Consider the following 15,024-nt stretch of genomic DNA (forward strand, 5'->3'; position numbering starts at 1 on the left):
GCTCATCAGAAGGATTGCCCCAGCCCGACGTAGATCTCGACGCGGCCATAGGCATCGTCACCCGAGGTCGGCGTGGCGAGGTCCAGCCGCACCGGGCCGATGCCGGTGTTGTAGCGCAGCCCGATCCCGGCGCCCGAATGGCTGGGGTCGTCACCCGTCGGCATGCTGTCCGGCCCGATCAGGCCGTAATCGGCAAAGCCGACGACCTGTATGTTGTCGCTGACGCGGACCCGCGCCTCGGCCGAGAGGCCGACGAAGGACCGACCGCCGGTCATCGTGTCGCCCGTGCCGACCCCCAGCGACTGGTAGCCATGGCCGCGCACGGTGCCGCCGCCGCCGGAATAGAACAGGAAGTCGGCGGGCGCCTCGCCGATCTCGGCGCCCATGACGCTGCCCATCTGCAGGCGGCCGGCAAAGGTCACGCGGTCCTCGGCGCCAAAGCTGCGGTAGCCGCGGAAATCGCCGGTCATGCGCAGACCCGCCGTCTCGCCCGGCAGCACGAAGGGCGTGGCGGTGAGGCTGGCATAGGTCCCCTTTGTGGGGTTCAGCGCGTTGTCGCGTTTGTCGATCGCACCCGACAGCGGCAGCGTGACCAGCGTGTAGGTGCGGGTGCCGAAGGCATCCGTCGTGCGTTCGCGCGCGAGGCCGATGCCCGCCGTCGCCTCGATGTCGTCGTTCACCTGCCGGGTGAGCAGGGCGAGCGTCTCGATGCTGTCGGTCTCGTAGGCCGGGTCGTTGACATGCTCGATCGCGGCCGAGAGCGTCAGCGAGGTGTCGGCGTCGATGGTGCCCGGACGCGTCAGCGTCACGCCAAGCCGCCAGTCGACGCCGTCAAGGTCGGGCGTGATGCCGCTGATCCGACCGTCCACGCGGAACCGTTCGGCCCCGCCCAAGAGGTTGCGGTGCAGCCAGAAGGCCGACAGGGTGCCGCCGTCCAGCGTCGCGATCTCGGCGCCAAAGCCGATGCGGCGCAGCTTGGTCTCGACGACCTGCGCCTCGATGTCGAGCGTGCCGTCGGGGTTCACCGTCTCGGCCTCGGAAAGGGCGACGGTGCGGAAGACGCCGGTGGCGCGCAACCGATTGGTCACCCGGTCGAGCTGGCGGGGGGTAAAGACCTCGCCCGTGGGCAGGCCGGCGATTTCCTGCGCGCGCTGCTCGCGCAGCCGGTCGAGCCCCTCGAACCGCAGCCGGCCGAAACGGACCTTGGGGCCGGGGGCCAGGGCGATGTCGACGTCGAGCTCGCGCTGCGGGTGGCGGGCGGTAATCTGCTGGCCGGCCACGTCGGCCTTGGCATGGCCCGTGGCGCGCCAGTCGTTCACGCCCTTGCTGGCCGCGCCGTTGATGCCCGACAGGGTGGCTGTCTCGCCAGTGCGGAACGTCTCGGGCGGGGTCGCGCCGCCGGGCAGGGGGGCTACGGTCGCCCGTCCGTAGGAGAATTTCGGGCCCGGAACGACCTTGATCTCGACGTTGCGGATGCGTGTTGGCGCGTCGAAGGTCGGGATGCCCGACGCCTCGCGCCCGTCGAGCGTGATGTTGACCACCGGGGCAAAGTGCCCGTTGTCGTAGAGCGCGGCGAGGATGCGCCGGTAATCGGCCTGCGCGGCGGCCAGGATGTCGGTCGCCGTGCTTTCCGGGTCCTCGATCGCGGTTTCGGTCGCCAGCACGTCGCGGATCGACTGCCGCAGGCCCTCGTCCACGTTGGGCGTGTTGAACCTGAACTCGGCCGACAGCAGCGGCGATGCCGCCAGAATGCCCGCGGCCAGTGCCATCCGGGCTGAATTGGCCCGCAATCCGGTCGCGGTGCGGGTGAATTGCCCGAATTTCTTCGGTTTCGAGGGCATTCCGGTGCTCTCCGATCGTTGTCCCTGTCCGCATCTTGGGGGCGGATCCTGCTCAGTCCCAGTTAGAGCGATGCGCAGGAAAGGCACAAGGAATTCCTTGGTCCACGGGCAAAGATCCACCGAAACGTGAAGGCCGGAGGGCTTGACAGGGGCCGGGCGGCCCCTGTCGGCGCATCAGTCGCGCAGGCGCCAGCCGGTGCGGAAGATCCACCAGATCACCGCAAGGCAGATCGCGGTGAAGAGAGCGATGGCCGCAAGGCTCATCGCCACGGGCACGTCGGCCAGCCCGTAAAAGGACCAGCGGAAGCCCGAGATCAGGTAGAGCACCGGGTTGAAATGCGTCACCGTCTGCCAGAACGGCGGCAGCATCGAGACCGAGTAGAAGGACCCGCCAAGGAACACCAGCGGCGTCACGATCAACAGCGGGATCAGCTGCAATTGCTCGAAATTCTGCGCCCAGATGCCGATGATGAACCCGAAAAGCGCGAAACTGGTGCAGGTCAGGATCAGAAAGGCGAGCATGGCCAGCGGATGCTGGATCTGCACCTCGACAAAGAAGGTCGCCGTAGCCAGGATGATCAGCCCGATGAACAGCGCCTTGGTCGCCGCCGCGCCGACATAGCCCAGCACCATCTCGAGGAAATTGACCGGGGCCGAGAGATGTTCGTAGATCGTGCCGGTGAATTTCGGGAAATAGATGCCGAAGCTGGCGTTCGCCAGGCCCTGCGTCATCACCGTCAGCATGATGAGACCCGGCACGATGAAGGCGCCGTAGCTGACGCCCTCGACCTGGTCGATGCGCGATCCGATGGCCGAGCCGAAGACCACGAAATACAGCGAGGTCGAGATGACCGGCGAGACGAAGCTTTGCAGCACCGTGCGGAAAAAGCGGGACATTTCCGCCATGTAGATCGCCTTGACGCCCAGCAGGTTCATGCCGCGCCCTCCTGCTCTTGTTCGGCGACAAGGCCGACAAAAATGTCCTCGAGGCTGGACTGCCGGGTCTGCAGGTCGCGCAGGGTCAGGCCGGCCCCCGACAGGTCCTGCAAGAGCCGCGTGATCCCGGTCCGTTCGGCTTGGGTGTCGTAATCGTAGGTGATCGACAGGCCGTCCTCGGACAGCGCCAGCCCGTCACGGACAAGGCTGTCGGGCAGGGCATCGGCCTTGTGCTGCAATTCGACCACCAGCCGCTTGCGACCGAGCCGCTTCATCAGCGCGTCCTTGCGTTCGACCAGCAGGATCTCGCCCTTGTTGATGACGGCGATGCGGTCGGCGATGGCCTCGGCTTCCTCGATGTAATGGGTGGTCAGGATGATCGTCACGCCTTGTTTCTTGAGCTCGGCCACCGTTTCCCACATCGACTTGCGCAGCTCGACGTCGACGCCGGCGGTCGGTTCGTCCAGGAACAGCACGCGCGGCTCGTGGGCCAGCGCCTTGGCGATCAGCACCCGGCGCTTCATCCCGCCCGAGAGCTGCATGATCTTGCTGTCGGCCTTGTCGGTCAGCGACAGGCGCCGCAGCACGTCGTCCACGTGGGCATCGTTGCGTTTGAGCCCGAAGAGCCCGCGTGAGAAGGCGACAGCGCGGCGCACCTCGGTGAAGGGCTCGATGTTGATCTCTTGCGGCACCAGCCCGATCAGCGACCGCGCGGCGCGCCAGTCGCGGATGATGTCATGCCCGCCCACGGTGACGCTGCCCGCCGTCGGGGTGGTCATGCCGCAGATCGTGGAAATAAGCGTCGTCTTGCCCGCGCCATTGGGGCCCAGCAGGGCGAGGATCTCGCCCTCTTCGATCTCCAGGTCCACGCCCTTCAGCGCCTCGAACCCGCCGTCATAGACCTTGCGCAGGCCGTCGATCTTGATGAATGCCATGCCGATCTCCTCTTGTTCGGCGCGGTAGATAGGGCGGGGCCGGGGGCGGGGAAAGCGCCCATGCAGTCCGGGCCGGGCCCAGGTGGATGTGCAGGAATGCACGACCCGCAGCCCCCGCGCAACCCATGCGCGACGACACTGCTGACATCTCGCGACGCCGCGATGACACGGCGGGGAATAAACTGCGGGGGCTCTCCTTGTCACTTCCTATGGGCGTCTCTACATCCCGTTTCATGTTGAGCCGCATCCCTTTCCTGAACCGCCCCCCGGCGGTTTCCGTCCTGCGACTGCAGGGCACCATCGGCACCGGCTCTCGCGCCCTCAATGACCGGGCGCTGGCCCCGCTGATCGAACGGGCGTTTTCCAAGGGCAAACCCGCCGCCGTGGCGCTGGTGATCAACTCGCCCGGCGGCTCGCCCGTGCAAAGCTCGCTCATCGCGCAGCGCATCCGTCGGCTGGCGGACGAGAAAAGCGTGCCGGTCCATGCCTTTGTCGAGGATGTCGCGGCCTCGGGCGGCTACTGGATCGCCTGCGCGGCCGACAGGATCTGGGCCGACCCGGCGTCGATCGTGGGCTCCATCGGCGTGATCTCGGCCGGCTTCGGTTTGCAGGATTTCATCGAGAAGCACGGGATCGAGCGTCGGGTCTACACCGCCGGCGAGTCCAAGTCGCAGCTCGACCCGTTCCGTGCCGAAAAGCCCGAGGACGTGGCGCGGCTGAAAGAGCTGCTGGGCGACATGCACGGGCTCTTCAAAGCGCATGTCTCGGGGCGGCGCGGCGACGCGCTGGCCGATGACCCGCGCATCTTCACGGGCGAGTTCTGGCTGGCCGAAAAGGCCCGCGACCTCGGCCTGATCGACGGCACCGGCCACCTGGTGCCGAAGATGAAGGAGATCTTCGGCGACAAGGTCCGTTTCCGCCGCTTCGAGGCGAAACGCGGCCTGCTGACCCGGTTCGGCGCGCAAATGGTCGACGACACGCTGGCCGCGGTCGAGGACCGCGCCGCCTACGCCCGCTTCGGGCTCTAAGCTATGCTCTTCAAGATCATCACGCTGTTCCTGGTGTTCATGGCCGTGCTGGCCATCTTTGGAAAGTTGCGCTTTCCCGGGCAGAAGATGATCGCTCAGAAACGCTGTCCCAATTGCGGACGGTTCCGGATCGGTCGCGGGCCCTGCGCCTGCGGAAAGGGGTAATTCATGGTGTGGGCGATGGCGGGGCTTGGCCTCGTGATCCTTCTTCTCGCGGGCGATGCACTGGTGAAGGGGGCGGTCAACCTTGCCCTGCGGCTGGGGATTCCCGCGCTGATCGTCAGCCTGACCATCGTTGCCTTCGGCACCTCGGCGCCCGAACTGCTGATCTCGGTTTCGGCCGTGCTGGACAATGCGCCCGGCATCGCGCTCGGCAACGTCGTGGGCTCGAACACCGCCAACGTGCTGATCGTGCTGGGGCTGCCCGCGCTGTTGACCGGGCTGCACACCAGTGGCTGCGAGACGCGCAAGAATTACAACTTCATGCTGGCCGCGTCGGTGCTGTTCATCGCGCTGGCCTTTCTGGGCAGCTTCACCTGGATCTCTGCGCTGATCCTGCTGGCGGCGCTGGCCGCCGTGCTCTGGGACCAGATGCACGAGGCGCGCGCCCATCGCCGGGACGTCAAGGCCAGCCTGGCTGCCCGCGCGGCCGAGGCCGAGCCGGACGTCGAAGTCGAAGGCGCGGACCCCGACATGCCGGTGTGGAAGGTCGTCATGTACCTGACGCTCGGCCTCGTCGGCCTGCCGCTGGGCGCGCATCTGCTGGTCGAGAACGCGACGATCATCGCCCGCACCTACGGCGTCAGCGAAAGCGTCATCGGGCTGACGCTCGTGGCGCTTGGCACTTCGCTGCCGGAACTGGCGACCACCGTGATGGCCGCGCTGCGCCGCCAGGCCGACGTGGCGCTGGGGAACGTGATCGGGTCGAACATGTTCAACCTGCTGGCCATCATCGGCATCGCCGCGCTGGTCGGGCCGATCCCGGTGGACGACTCCTTCCTGACCTTTGACCTCTGGGTGATGCTGGGGTCCGCGCTGGTGCTGATCCCCTTCGTGTTCCTCAAGTGGGACATGGGCCGGATCTGGGGCGCGGTCTTGACGGCGCTGTACCTGCTCTATGTAACGGTCGTGCTGTTCTGAGGCGGCACCAGGCAGGGGACAGGCATGAACGGACAGGCATTGGTCACCGGCGCCGGCAAGCGGCTGGGCCGCGCAATGGCGCTGGAACTGGGGCGGCAGGGCTTTGACGTGGCCGTGCATTATGCCGGCTCAGAGACGGGCGCGACCGAGGTCGTGGCCGAGCTGGAGGCCATGGGTCGCCGCGCCGTTGCCCTTCAGGCCGACCTGACCGCCGAGGCCGAGATGCAGGCCCTCGTGCCACGCGCCATCGCGGCGCTGGGCGGGCCGCTGACCGTGCTGGTCAACAACGCCTCGATCTTCGAATACGACAACCTCGAGACCGCGACCCGCGAGAGCTGGGATGCGCATATGGAATCAAACCTTCGGGCGCCCTTCGTGCTGATGCAGCACTTTTCGGCGCAGGTGCCGGACCCGGTGATGGACGACCAGGGCGAGCCGGTGGCGCAGGGCTTGGTGGTCAACATGCTTGACCAGCGGGTGCGCAAGCTGACCCCGCATTTCATGACCTACACGCTGGCCAAGATGGGCCTCTGGACCCTGACCCAGACTGCCGCGCGCGGGCTGGCGCCGCGGGTGCGGGTCAACGGCATCGGCCCGGGGCCCACGTTGCAGGGCGCCAACCAGCCCGACGCCGCCTATGCCCACCAGCGCGCGAACACGGTGCTCAAGCGCGGCTCGAACCCCGCCGACATCACTGGTGCGCTGGTCTATTTCCTGTCGGCCCCGGGGGTCACGGGCCAGCTGCTCTGTACCGACGGCGGGCAGCACCTGGGGTGGCGGACACCCGACATCAGCGGCGTCGACTGACGGCCCCAGCGTCAAGTTGTGCACGCAGGCTGCGGACAGTTAATTTTCTGTTACAAAAAATCTTTGTGTTTCAGCACCTTGTCGCCGGGTCGAAAATCTTCTCAATGAAATCAATATGTTGAAAGTTTGCTCAAATCATGGGCAAATCAGCGAACCCAGCCGGACTCAACGGAAATTCCGATTTGCGGCGTCATTGTCCGCAGACTTGTCCACAGGTTCCGTGGATGTAATCGCCCTTGCCCGGGCCGCTTAAAGATTGCAGCGGGGGCGGCAGAATCATATCTCTGACTCATGATTGACGCCTCCGACCAGACGCCCGCAGAGGGCCCCCGCGGCCACGCCTGCATCCAGTCCTACCTCAAGACGCTGGACGGCTCGCCCGGCGTCTACCGCATGCTCGATGACCAGAGCCGGGTGCTTTACGTCGGCAAGGCGCGCAACCTCAAGGCGCGGGTGTCGAACTATGCCCGGCCCTCGGGCCATTCGCCCCGGATCGCGCGGATGATCCGCGAGACGGCGTCGATGATGTTCCTGACCACGCGCACGGAAACCGAGGCGCTGCTGCTGGAACAGAACCTGATCAAGCAGCTGAAACCCAAGTACAACGTGCTGCTGCGTGACGACAAATCCTTCCCCAATATCCTGGTGACCGGGGATCACGCCTTCCCGCAGATCAAGAAGCATCGCGGCGCCAAGAAGGAGAAGGGCAGCTATTACGGCCCCTTCGCCAGCGCCGGGGCGGTGAACCGCACGCTGAACCAGCTGCAACGGGTGTTCCTGCTGCGCAACTGCTCGGATTCGATGTTCGAGACGCGGACGCGGCCCTGTCTGCTCTACCAGATCAAGCGCTGCAGCGGGCCCTGCGTCGGCAAGATATCCGAGGCGGAGTACGCGGCGAGCGTCCGCGATGCCGAACGCTTCCTCTCGGGCCGGTCCACCAATATCCAGGCCGAGCTGGCGGGAGAGATGCAGGCGGCCTCGGACGCGATGGAATTCGAACGCGCGGCGGCCCTGCGCGACCGCATCCGCGCGCTGACCAACGTGCAGGGGGTGCAGGGGATCAACCCGGCGGGCGTGGCCGAGGCGGACGTCGTGGCGCTGCACATGGAGCATGGGCAGGCCTGCGTGCAGGTCTTTTTCATCCGCGCGAACCAGAACTGGGGCAACAAGGATTACTACCCGCGCGTCGGCCCCGACGTGGACGCCGCCGAGGTGCTCGAGGCCTTCCTGGGCCAGTTCTACGACAACAAGGAGCCGCCGCGGTTGATCCTGTTGTCGAACGAGATCGAGAACCCGGACCTGATGTCGGCGGCGCTGAGCGAAAAGCTGGGCCGCAAGGTCGAGATCGCGGTGCCGCAACGGGGCGAGAAGGCCGAGCTGATCGACGGCGCCCTGCGCAACGCGCGCGAGAGCCTCGGCCGCAAGATGGCCGAGACGGCGACCCAGGCGAAACTGCTGCGGGGCGTGGCCGAGGCCTTCGGGCTCGAAGCGCCGCCCGCGCGGATCGAGGTCTACGACAACTCGCATATCCAGGGCACGAATGCCGTCGGCGCGATGATCGTCGCGGGGCCGGACGGCTACATGAAGAACCAGTACCGCAAGTACAACATCAAGGGCGAAGAGCTGGTGCCCGGCGACGATTTCGGCATGATGAAAGAGGTGCTGACCCGCCGCTTCACCCGGCTGCTCAAGGAAGACCCGGACCGCGACAAGGGGCTCTGGCCGGACCTTTTGCTGATCGACGGCGGGGCGGGGCAGGTCTCGGCCGTGGCCGAGATCATGCGCGAACACGGGGTCGAGGACGTGCCCATGGTGGGCGTCGCCAAGGGCGTCGACCGCGACCACGGCAAGGAGGAGTTCTACCGCATGGGCGAGCGCCCCTTCGCCCTGCAGCGCAACGATCCGGTGCTCTACTTCGTCCAACGCCTGCGGGACGAGGCGCACCGCTTTGCCATCGGCACCCACCGCGCCAAGCGGGCGAAAAGCCAGATGGCCAACCCGCTGGACGAGATCCCCGGCGTCGGCGCCTCTCGCAAGCGCGCGCTGCTGGCCCATTTCGGCTCCGCCAAGGCCGTCACCCGCGCGGGGCTCGACGATCTCAAGGCAGTCGACGGCGTCTCGGCGGCGCTGGCCGAACGCATTTACGCCCATTTCCACGAAAAGGCCTGATCCAGAGGCCCGCGCGGGCGCACAGGGTCCCTTGCGGACTTGCGCAAGCGCAAGTCACGACTGCGCGCCCCTCCTCCTGTCCTCCTCCCCGCGCGGGGAGGAGGGACCCCGTGGCGGGTCGACCCCGAAGGACTGACGTCCGACCACTGGCAACGCCGGGAGCCTTCGGCGAGAGTATTTGGAGAAAAGTGAAAGCAGGGGCGCCCCGATCCCCTTCATCTTGCCACTTAAACTCCGGGGAGTGTGAGGGGCTGGCCCCTCACTCCGACAATGTCACGCGCACCTAAGATTTGGACGTGAGGCGCGGCTGAAATCAAGCGCCACCCGATCCCCTTCACATTTCCCAAAATATCCTGGGGGTCCGGGGGCAAAGCCCCCGGCGGGTCGCCTCGCTTGCGAGGCGAAACCGTCAGGCGGTCGCGGCCGCCCGGATTGCGCGGATGTTCTCGCCGTAGGGCTCGGGGTTCGAGACCGAGCCGCCGCGGAAGGCGGCCGATCCCGCGACCAGCACGTCGGCGCCGGCCTTGGCCACCAGCGGCGCCGTGGTCGGATCGACGCCGCCGTCGATCTCGATATGGATGGGCCGGTCGCCGATCATCGACCGCAGGGTTTCGATCTTGGCCGACATGTCGATGAACTTCTGCCCGCCGAAGCCGGGGTTCACGGTCATCACGCAGACGAGGTCCGCCAGGTCCAACACATGGGCGATGCTCTCGGCCGGGGTGCCGGGGTTGAGGGCCACGCCCGCCTTCATGCCCGCGCCGCGGATCGCCTGAAGCGTGCGGTGGATATGCGGTCCGGCCTCGACATGGGCGGTCAGGATATCCGCGCCGGCATCGGCGAAGGCGTCGATATAGGGATCGACCGGAGAGATCATCAGGTGCACGTCCATGACCGTCTTGATGTGCTTGCGGATCGCCTTCACCAGCGGCGGGCCGAAGGTCAGGTTGGGCACGAAATGCCCGTCCATCACGTCCACGTGGATCCAGTCGGCGCCCTGGGCCTCGATGGCCTCGATCTCGGCGCCGAAATTGGCGAAATCGGCGGCAAGGATCGAGGGGGCGATCTTGATGGAACGGTCGAATGTCATTGGGGCAGCTCCCGGGCGGGTCAGGTTTGCCTGTCCCTTAGCCAGCCCGGGGCGGGGCGTAAAGCCGTCAGCTGTGGGCTGCGACGAAATCGGTGATGATCTGCGCGACGGCGGCGGGTTGGTCCCAGTGCAGGGAATGTCCCGCGTCCGGCAGGTCCAGCAGCGTCACGCCGGGGATCGTGGCGAGCGCCTTGGCGGCGGGGGCCTTGGAGATCAGGATGTCCTCGTCCGCCAGAACGGCCTGGGTCGGGACGGTGATTTCCGTGGTCCGGACCGTCGGTCGGAAGCCTTTCAGCGCTTCGAGCTGGTGTTTCATCGACGCGAGATCCTGCGCGTAGGGATAGGCGCGGGAGGCGGCGAGGGCCGCCTCGGTCCGGGCCGGGTCCTCGAAGAAGGCGGGTGCGTAGAGCCAGGGGAAGAGGGCGCGGAGCCACATCTCTTCGCCTTCCGGCGCGGCCCGGACGCGGGCGAGGTTGTCGAAGAGCCCGGCGATGCGGGGCGAGCGGACCGGGGCCGAGGCGAGGATGGTGAGCGAGGCGAGGCGCTCGGGCGCAAGGCCCGTGAGCTCCATCCCTTGCAGCCCGCCCATGGAATGGCCGACGACGTGGACGCCCGTCAGGTCCAGCGCGGCGAGCAGGGCGGCGGCGTCCTCGGCCATGCCGGTCACGGAACAGGGCGCGTCGCGGGGCGTGGTGCGGCCGGTGGTGCGGTTGTCGGGGCGGATCACGCGGTGGGCGGCGGTGAGCGGTTCGACCAGCGGATACCACGAAGCGCTGTCCGAGAACATGCCGGCGAGCAGCAGGATCACCGGGGCATCGCGCGGGCCGTCGTCTTCGTAATGGTAAGTGATATCGTCGCGTGCAAGCGTGGGCATCAGGCGTTCAGCTCCTTCCAGCAGGGCAAGAGGTCGCCGGGTTCCGGCGTGGCGTGGTAGACGCCGCGGGCGACAGCACGGGCGAGGCAATGGGCGGCGGCGTGGCCGATGAGCATGAGGTCGACGTCGGGCAGGTCGAGCGGGCGCGCGCCGGTCGAGGCTGCGAAGACGATGTCGCCGTCGAAGGGCGTATGCGCGGGCACGATGGCGCGGGCCAGCCCGTCATGGGCGGCGGTGGCCATGCGGTGGAGCCGGGACTTCGACAGGTCCGCGTCGGTGGCGACGATCGCAATGGCGGTGTTCGCCCGCTCGGTGCCGTGGACGACCTGCGCCTTGCGGCTGTCGAGCGACAGGCCGAGGCCGGCGCGGGGGTCGGGGCCGAACCCGCCGAACTCGTCGCCGATCTCCTGGCTTGCGGCCCAGAAGTGGCGGTCGCCGGGCGTGTTGGTGTGGCCGACCGGGTTGGCGACGACCAGCGCGCCGACCGTGGCGCCGGATGGCAGGACGAGGGAGGCGGAGCCGAGCCCGCCCTTCATCATCGCGCCAAGCGCGCCGGTGCCGGCGCCTTGCGTGCCGATCTCGAAATCGGGGCTGGCGGCCTCGAGCGCGGCGCGGCCGAGGGCGGGGTAGGGGTTTTCGGGCCAATGCCCTTCGATCCCCTCGTAGAGGTCGAAGATGATCGCAGCCGGAACGATGGGGACGCGGGCAAGGTGGACGGGCACGCCCCGCCCCTGCGCCCTGAGCCCGGCCATGACGCCCGAGGCGGCGTCGAGGCCGAAGGCCGATCCGCCCGAAAGGGCGATGGCGTCGATCTGCGTCGCCGACTTGTCGGGCGCCAGCAGGTCCGTCTCGCGCGTGCCCGGCGCGCCGCCCATGACCGCGCAGCTGGCGAGGAAGGGCGCGTCTGCCGTCAGCACCGTGGTGCCGGTGCGATAGGTCGCGTGGCGCGCGTTGCCGACCTTGAGGCCGGGCACGTCGGTGATGAGGTTGCGGGGGCCGGGGATCATGTCGGGTCTTTCAATGTAGGCGCGTGGGCTGGACCTTGCGGTCTGCACTGCCACGCAGACAAAGTCTCCTATGCGGCCTTGCGCTGGGCGCAAGCCACGACACCGGGCCCCTCCTCCTGTCCTCCTCCCCGCGCGGGGTGGAGGGAGCCCGTCGCAGGCCGACCCAGTCACTCCGGCCGGTCAGATGCATCGGCCGCCGTCGACCTCGAGCAGGGTGCCCGTGATCATCGACGCCTCGTCCGAGCAGAGGAAGCAGGCGGCGTTGGCCAGGTCCTGCGGGGTCGAGAATCGGCCCAGCGGAATGGTCGACAGGAACTTGGCGCGCATCTCGGGCGTGTCCTCGCCCATGAAGCTCTTGAGCAGCGGCGTTTCCCCGGCCACCGGGTTCAGCGCGTTGACGCGGATTCCAAAGGGGGCGAGTTCGACCGCCATGGTGCGGGTGGCGAGGTTCACCCAGCCTTTCGAGGCGTTGTACCAGTTGAGATTGGGGCGGGGCGACAACCCGGCGGTCGAGGACATGTTGAGGATCGCGCCCGCGCCGCGCGCCTTCATCGCCGCGACAAAGGCCTTTGCGATCAGGTAGATCGACTTGCAGTTGACGTTGAAGACGCGGTCGAAATCCGCCTCGGACACGTCTTCCAGCGGGGTCGGCAGGTGGGTGACGCCGGCGTTGTTGACGATGATGTCGGGCGTGCCCCAGGCCGCGTCGGCCGCAGCCTGCATCGCCGCGATCGACGCGGCATCGGCTACGTCCACCGTCTGCGCCACGGCAGCCTCGCCCAACTCTGACGCCAGCGCGGCCGCGCCGTCGCCGTTGAGGTCGGCGATCATCACCCGCGCGCCCTCGGCCACGAACTTGCGCGCGATGCCGGCGCCAAAGCCCGATGCGGCCCCGGTCACGATCGCGGTCTTTCCTTCCAGACGCATGGCGCCCTCCCTTGTCAGTAAGTCGCCCGGCCGCCCGACTGGTCGAAACAGGCGCCGGTGGTGAAACTGGTCTCGTCCGAGGCGAGCCAGCAGACCATGGCGGCGATCTCTTCGACCGTGCCGAAGCGGTTCATGGGGATCTTGGATTTCATGTAGGCGATGAACTCTTCGGTCATCTGCTCGAAGATCGGGCTTTCGACGGCGGCCGGTGCGACACAGTTCACCGTGACCGCCGTATCGGCCAGCTCCTTGCCGAGCGACTTGGTGAGGCCGATCACCGCCGCCTTGGTCGAGGAATAGGCCGAGGCCATGGGGTTGCCTTCCTTGCCCGCGATGGACGCCATGTTGACGATGCGGCCGTAGCCGGCCGCCTTCATCAGCGGGGCGGCGGCGCGGCAGCAGTGGAACACGCCGTGGACGTTCAGGTCGTAGACCCGGTGCCAGTCCTCGAGCGGGTAGTCCCACGTCGTCTTCTGCGGGCCGGTGATCCCGGCCGAGCAGACGAGGATGTCGAGCCCGCCCATGGCCGATTGCGCGTCATGGGTGGCGCGGGTGACGGCGTCGGGGTCGGTGACGTCGACCTTCGCGACATGCAGTCCGGGCATATCCGCCAGCGCGTCCAGCGCGCCCTGGTCGATGTCCCAGACCGTGACCGTCGCGCCCTCGGCCAGCAGGCGGCGGGTGACGGCGGCGCCGATCCCCGAGGCGCCGCCGGTCACGATGGCATGGCGGGTCTTGAAACGATTGTCGTACATCTGGGCCTCCCGTCCCGTTGTGCGGGAACTCTCGGGCAGGGGGGGTGAAATGGCAAGCGGTCAGCCGTGCAACGCTGCGACCGTCTTGAGGGTCGAAAAGCCGTAGAGCGCCTCGAACCCCTTTTCGCGGCCATGACCGGACAGGCCCCGGCCGCCAAAGGGCAGCTCGACCCCGCCGCCGGCGCCGTAGTTGTTCAGGAAGACCTGGCCGGTCTTGAGCTTGCGGGCGAGCCGCATCTGCCGGGCGCCATTCTGCGACCAGACCGAGGACACCAGCCCGTAATCGGTGCCGTTGGCGATCTGGACGGCCTCGTCTTCGCTGTCGAAGGGGATGAGCACCTGCACGGGGCCAAAGATCTCGTCCTGCGCGAGGCAATGATCCGGGGGCACGTCGGCCAGCAGGGTGGGCGCGATGTAAGCGCCGCCCGCGGGGGCGTCGTCAACCACCTCGCCGCGCGCGAGGATCTTGAGGTCGGCGCCCTTGTCCAGGAACCCCGACACGATCCCCTTCTGACGGGCCGAGATGAGCGGCCCGAGGTGCAGGTCACGCATGGCGGGGCCGACGCGCAAGGCGGCATAGCGTTTCGCCATCTCCTCGGCCACGCGGTCATAGACCGACCGTTCGACCAGGATGCGCGAGGAGGCAGAGCAGGTCTGCCCGGCGTTCTGGATACCCGCGTTGACGAGGAAGGGCAGGGCGGCGTCGATATCGGCATCGGCAAACACGAGCTGCGGGGATTTCCCGCCCAGCTCGAGCGTCACGGGCACGACGTTCTGCGCGGCAGCGGTCTGGATCAGGCGGCCGGTGGCGACCGATCCGGTGAACGACAGATGGTGGACACACTTGTGCGACGACAGGGCCGCCCCGGCCTCGGCGCCGAGGCCCGGCACCACGTTCAGCGACCCGGCCGGAAAGCCCGCCTGGACCGCGAGGTCGGCAAAGGCGAGGGCGGTCAGGCAGGCCTCTTCAGCCGGTTTCAGCACGCAGGCATTGCCCATGGCCAGCGCCGCGCCGACCGAGCGGCCGATGATCTGCATCGGGTAGTTCCAGGGCACGATATGGCCGGTGACGCCATGCGGTTCGCGCAATGTGTAGACCGTGTAGCCGTCGAGATAGGGGATCGTCTCGCCCATCACCTTGTCGGCCGCGCCGCCGTAGAATTCGCAGTAGCGCGCCAGCGCCACGGCGTCGTTGCGGGCTTGCGTGAGCGGCTTGCCAACGTCATGCGCCTCGATCACCGCCAATTGGTCAACATGTTCCAGCACCAGCTGGCCAAGGCGGGTCAGCAGGCGCCCGCGTTCGACGGCGGTGCTTCGGCCCCAGTCGCCCGCCATCGCGGCCTCGGCGGCGGCGACGGCGGCGTCGATGTCCTGGGCCTGCCCACGCGCGATGCGGCCCAGCTCGGCCCCGTCGCTGGGGTTGATGACTGGCAGCGTCTCGCCCGAGGCGGGCGGCTGCCAGCGGCCGTCGATCAGGCACAGTGCGGGGTCGAACCAGAGGTCGGACAGGGGCAT

Annotated in this window: 14 protein-coding genes; 5 read left to right on the forward strand and 9 right to left on the reverse strand. The window is 67.7% G+C overall.

The window, feature by feature from the left end; translation table 11 throughout:
- Positions 1–5 precede the first annotated feature (5 nt).
- The 3 genes from MF270_RS00415 to MF270_RS00425 form a co-directional block, all read right to left on the reverse strand.
- The gene (locus tag MF270_RS00415; protein WP_238363873.1) at positions 6–1,841 is read right to left on the reverse strand and encodes an autotransporter assembly complex protein TamA; all 1,836 of its coding nucleotides are present in this window, start codon (positions 1,839–1,841) and stop codon (positions 6–8) included.
- A gap of 174 nt (positions 1,842–2,015) precedes the next feature.
- A complete protein-coding gene (locus MF270_RS00420) occupies positions 2,016–2,777 on the reverse strand; it encodes an ABC transporter permease (RefSeq protein WP_238363874.1) in 762 nt (253 codons plus the stop codon).
- The gene (locus tag MF270_RS00425; protein ID WP_238363875.1) at positions 2,774–3,712 is read right to left on the reverse strand and encodes an ABC transporter ATP-binding protein; all 939 of its coding nucleotides are present in this window, start codon (positions 3,710–3,712) and stop codon (positions 2,774–2,776) included. Before MF270_RS00425 ends, MF270_RS00420 begins: the two co-directional genes overlap by 4 nt.
- A 233-nt stretch (positions 3,713–3,945) precedes the next feature.
- Here MF270_RS00425 and MF270_RS00430 point away from each other — a divergent pair, with 233 nt between their 5' ends.
- The 5 genes from MF270_RS00430 to uvrC all read left to right on the forward strand — a co-directional run bounded on the left by MF270_RS00430 (position 3,946) and on the right by uvrC (position 8,856).
- Positions 3,946–4,740 carry a S49 family peptidase gene (locus MF270_RS00430; protein WP_238363876.1) on the forward strand — a complete coding sequence of 265 codons (795 nt, stop codon included), beginning with the start codon at positions 3,946–3,948 and terminating at the stop codon, positions 4,738–4,740.
- A gap of 3 nt (positions 4,741–4,743) precedes the next feature.
- A complete protein-coding gene (locus tag MF270_RS00435; protein ID WP_238363877.1) occupies positions 4,744–4,905 on the forward strand; it encodes a hypothetical protein in 162 nt (53 codons plus the stop codon).
- Between the two features lie 3 nt (positions 4,906–4,908).
- Positions 4,909–5,880 (forward strand): calcium/sodium antiporter, encoded by a 972-nt coding sequence (locus tag MF270_RS00440; RefSeq protein WP_238363878.1) that lies wholly within the window; start codon positions 4,909–4,911, stop codon positions 5,878–5,880.
- Positions 5,881–5,904: 24 nt separating this feature from the next.
- Positions 5,905–6,687 (forward strand): SDR family oxidoreductase, encoded by a 783-nt coding sequence (locus MF270_RS00445; protein WP_238363879.1) that lies wholly within the window; start codon positions 5,905–5,907, stop codon positions 6,685–6,687.
- 291 nt (positions 6,688–6,978) lie between these two features.
- Positions 6,979–8,856 carry an excinuclease ABC subunit UvrC gene (gene uvrC, locus MF270_RS00450; RefSeq protein ID WP_238363880.1) on the forward strand — a complete coding sequence of 626 codons (1,878 nt, stop codon included), beginning with the start codon at positions 6,979–6,981 and terminating at the stop codon, positions 8,854–8,856.
- A 409-nt stretch (positions 8,857–9,265) separates the two neighbouring features.
- On the opposite strand, the gene rpe is transcribed toward uvrC, so the two are convergent.
- The 6 genes from rpe to MF270_RS00480 all read right to left on the reverse strand — a co-directional run bounded on the left by rpe (position 9,266) and on the right by MF270_RS00480 (position 15,024).
- A complete protein-coding gene (rpe, locus tag MF270_RS00455) occupies positions 9,266–9,946 on the reverse strand; it encodes a ribulose-phosphate 3-epimerase (RefSeq protein ID WP_238363881.1) in 681 nt (226 codons plus the stop codon).
- A gap of 67 nt (positions 9,947–10,013) precedes the next feature.
- Positions 10,014–10,820 (reverse strand): alpha/beta fold hydrolase, encoded by an 807-nt coding sequence (locus MF270_RS00460; protein WP_238363882.1) that lies wholly within the window; start codon positions 10,818–10,820, stop codon positions 10,014–10,016.
- Positions 10,820–11,827: a P1 family peptidase gene (locus MF270_RS00465; protein ID WP_238363883.1), complete on the reverse strand. Its 1,008-nt coding sequence runs from the start codon at positions 11,825–11,827 to the stop codon at positions 10,820–10,822. Before MF270_RS00465 ends, MF270_RS00460 begins: the two co-directional genes overlap by 1 nt.
- Positions 11,828–12,007: 180 nt before the next feature.
- Complete coding sequence (locus MF270_RS00470) at positions 12,008–12,754, reverse strand: SDR family oxidoreductase (protein WP_238363884.1); 747 nt, start codon at positions 12,752–12,754, stop codon at positions 12,008–12,010.
- A gap of 14 nt (positions 12,755–12,768) precedes the next feature.
- A complete protein-coding gene (locus MF270_RS00475) occupies positions 12,769–13,509 on the reverse strand; it encodes an SDR family NAD(P)-dependent oxidoreductase (protein WP_238363885.1) in 741 nt (246 codons plus the stop codon).
- Between the two features lie 60 nt (positions 13,510–13,569).
- A complete protein-coding gene (locus tag MF270_RS00480) occupies positions 13,570–15,024 on the reverse strand; it encodes an aldehyde dehydrogenase family protein (protein WP_238363886.1) in 1,455 nt (484 codons plus the stop codon).

This window comes from Mesobacterium pallidum (genome assembly GCF_019966535.1).
Lineage (GTDB): Bacteria > Pseudomonadota > Alphaproteobacteria > Rhodobacterales > Rhodobacteraceae > Mesobacterium > Mesobacterium pallidum.

Excerpts from the sequence above, each read along its gene's own strand:
- MF270_RS00470 (WP_238363884.1), bottom strand. The coding sequence starts at position 12,754 with ATGCGTCTGGAAGGAAAGACCGCGATCGTGACCGGGGCCGCATCGGGC.
- MF270_RS00475 (WP_238363885.1), bottom strand. The coding sequence starts at position 13,509 with ATGTACGACAATCGTTTCAAGACCCGCCATGCCATCGTGACCGGCGGC.
- MF270_RS00425 (WP_238363875.1), bottom strand. The coding sequence starts at position 3,712 with ATGGCATTCATCAAGATCGACGGCCTGCGCAAGGTCTATGACGGCGGG.
- rpe (WP_238363881.1), bottom strand. The coding sequence starts at position 9,946 with ATGACATTCGACCGTTCCATCAAGATCGCCCCCTCGATCCTTGCCGCC.
- MF270_RS00460 (WP_238363882.1), bottom strand. The coding sequence starts at position 10,820 with ATGCCCACGCTTGCACGCGACGATATCACTTACCATTACGAAGACGAC.
- MF270_RS00430 (WP_238363876.1), top strand. The coding sequence starts at position 3,946 with ATGTTGAGCCGCATCCCTTTCCTGAACCGCCCCCCGGCGGTTTCCGTC.
- MF270_RS00480 (WP_238363886.1), bottom strand. The coding sequence starts at position 15,024 with ATGCCCCTGTCCGACCTCTGGTTCGACCCCGCACTGTGCCTGATCGAC.
- MF270_RS00415 (WP_238363873.1), bottom strand. The coding sequence starts at position 1,841 with ATGCCCTCGAAACCGAAGAAATTCGGGCAATTCACCCGCACCGCGACC.
- uvrC (WP_238363880.1), top strand. The coding sequence starts at position 6,979 with ATGATTGACGCCTCCGACCAGACGCCCGCAGAGGGCCCCCGCGGCCAC.
- MF270_RS00435 (WP_238363877.1), top strand. The coding sequence starts at position 4,744 with ATGCTCTTCAAGATCATCACGCTGTTCCTGGTGTTCATGGCCGTGCTG.
- MF270_RS00465 (WP_238363883.1), bottom strand. The coding sequence starts at position 11,827 with ATGATCCCCGGCCCCCGCAACCTCATCACCGACGTGCCCGGCCTCAAG.
- MF270_RS00440 (WP_238363878.1), top strand. The coding sequence starts at position 4,909 with ATGGTGTGGGCGATGGCGGGGCTTGGCCTCGTGATCCTTCTTCTCGCG.
- MF270_RS00445 (WP_238363879.1), top strand. The coding sequence starts at position 5,905 with ATGAACGGACAGGCATTGGTCACCGGCGCCGGCAAGCGGCTGGGCCGC.
- MF270_RS00420 (WP_238363874.1), bottom strand. The coding sequence starts at position 2,777 with ATGAACCTGCTGGGCGTCAAGGCGATCTACATGGCGGAAATGTCCCGC.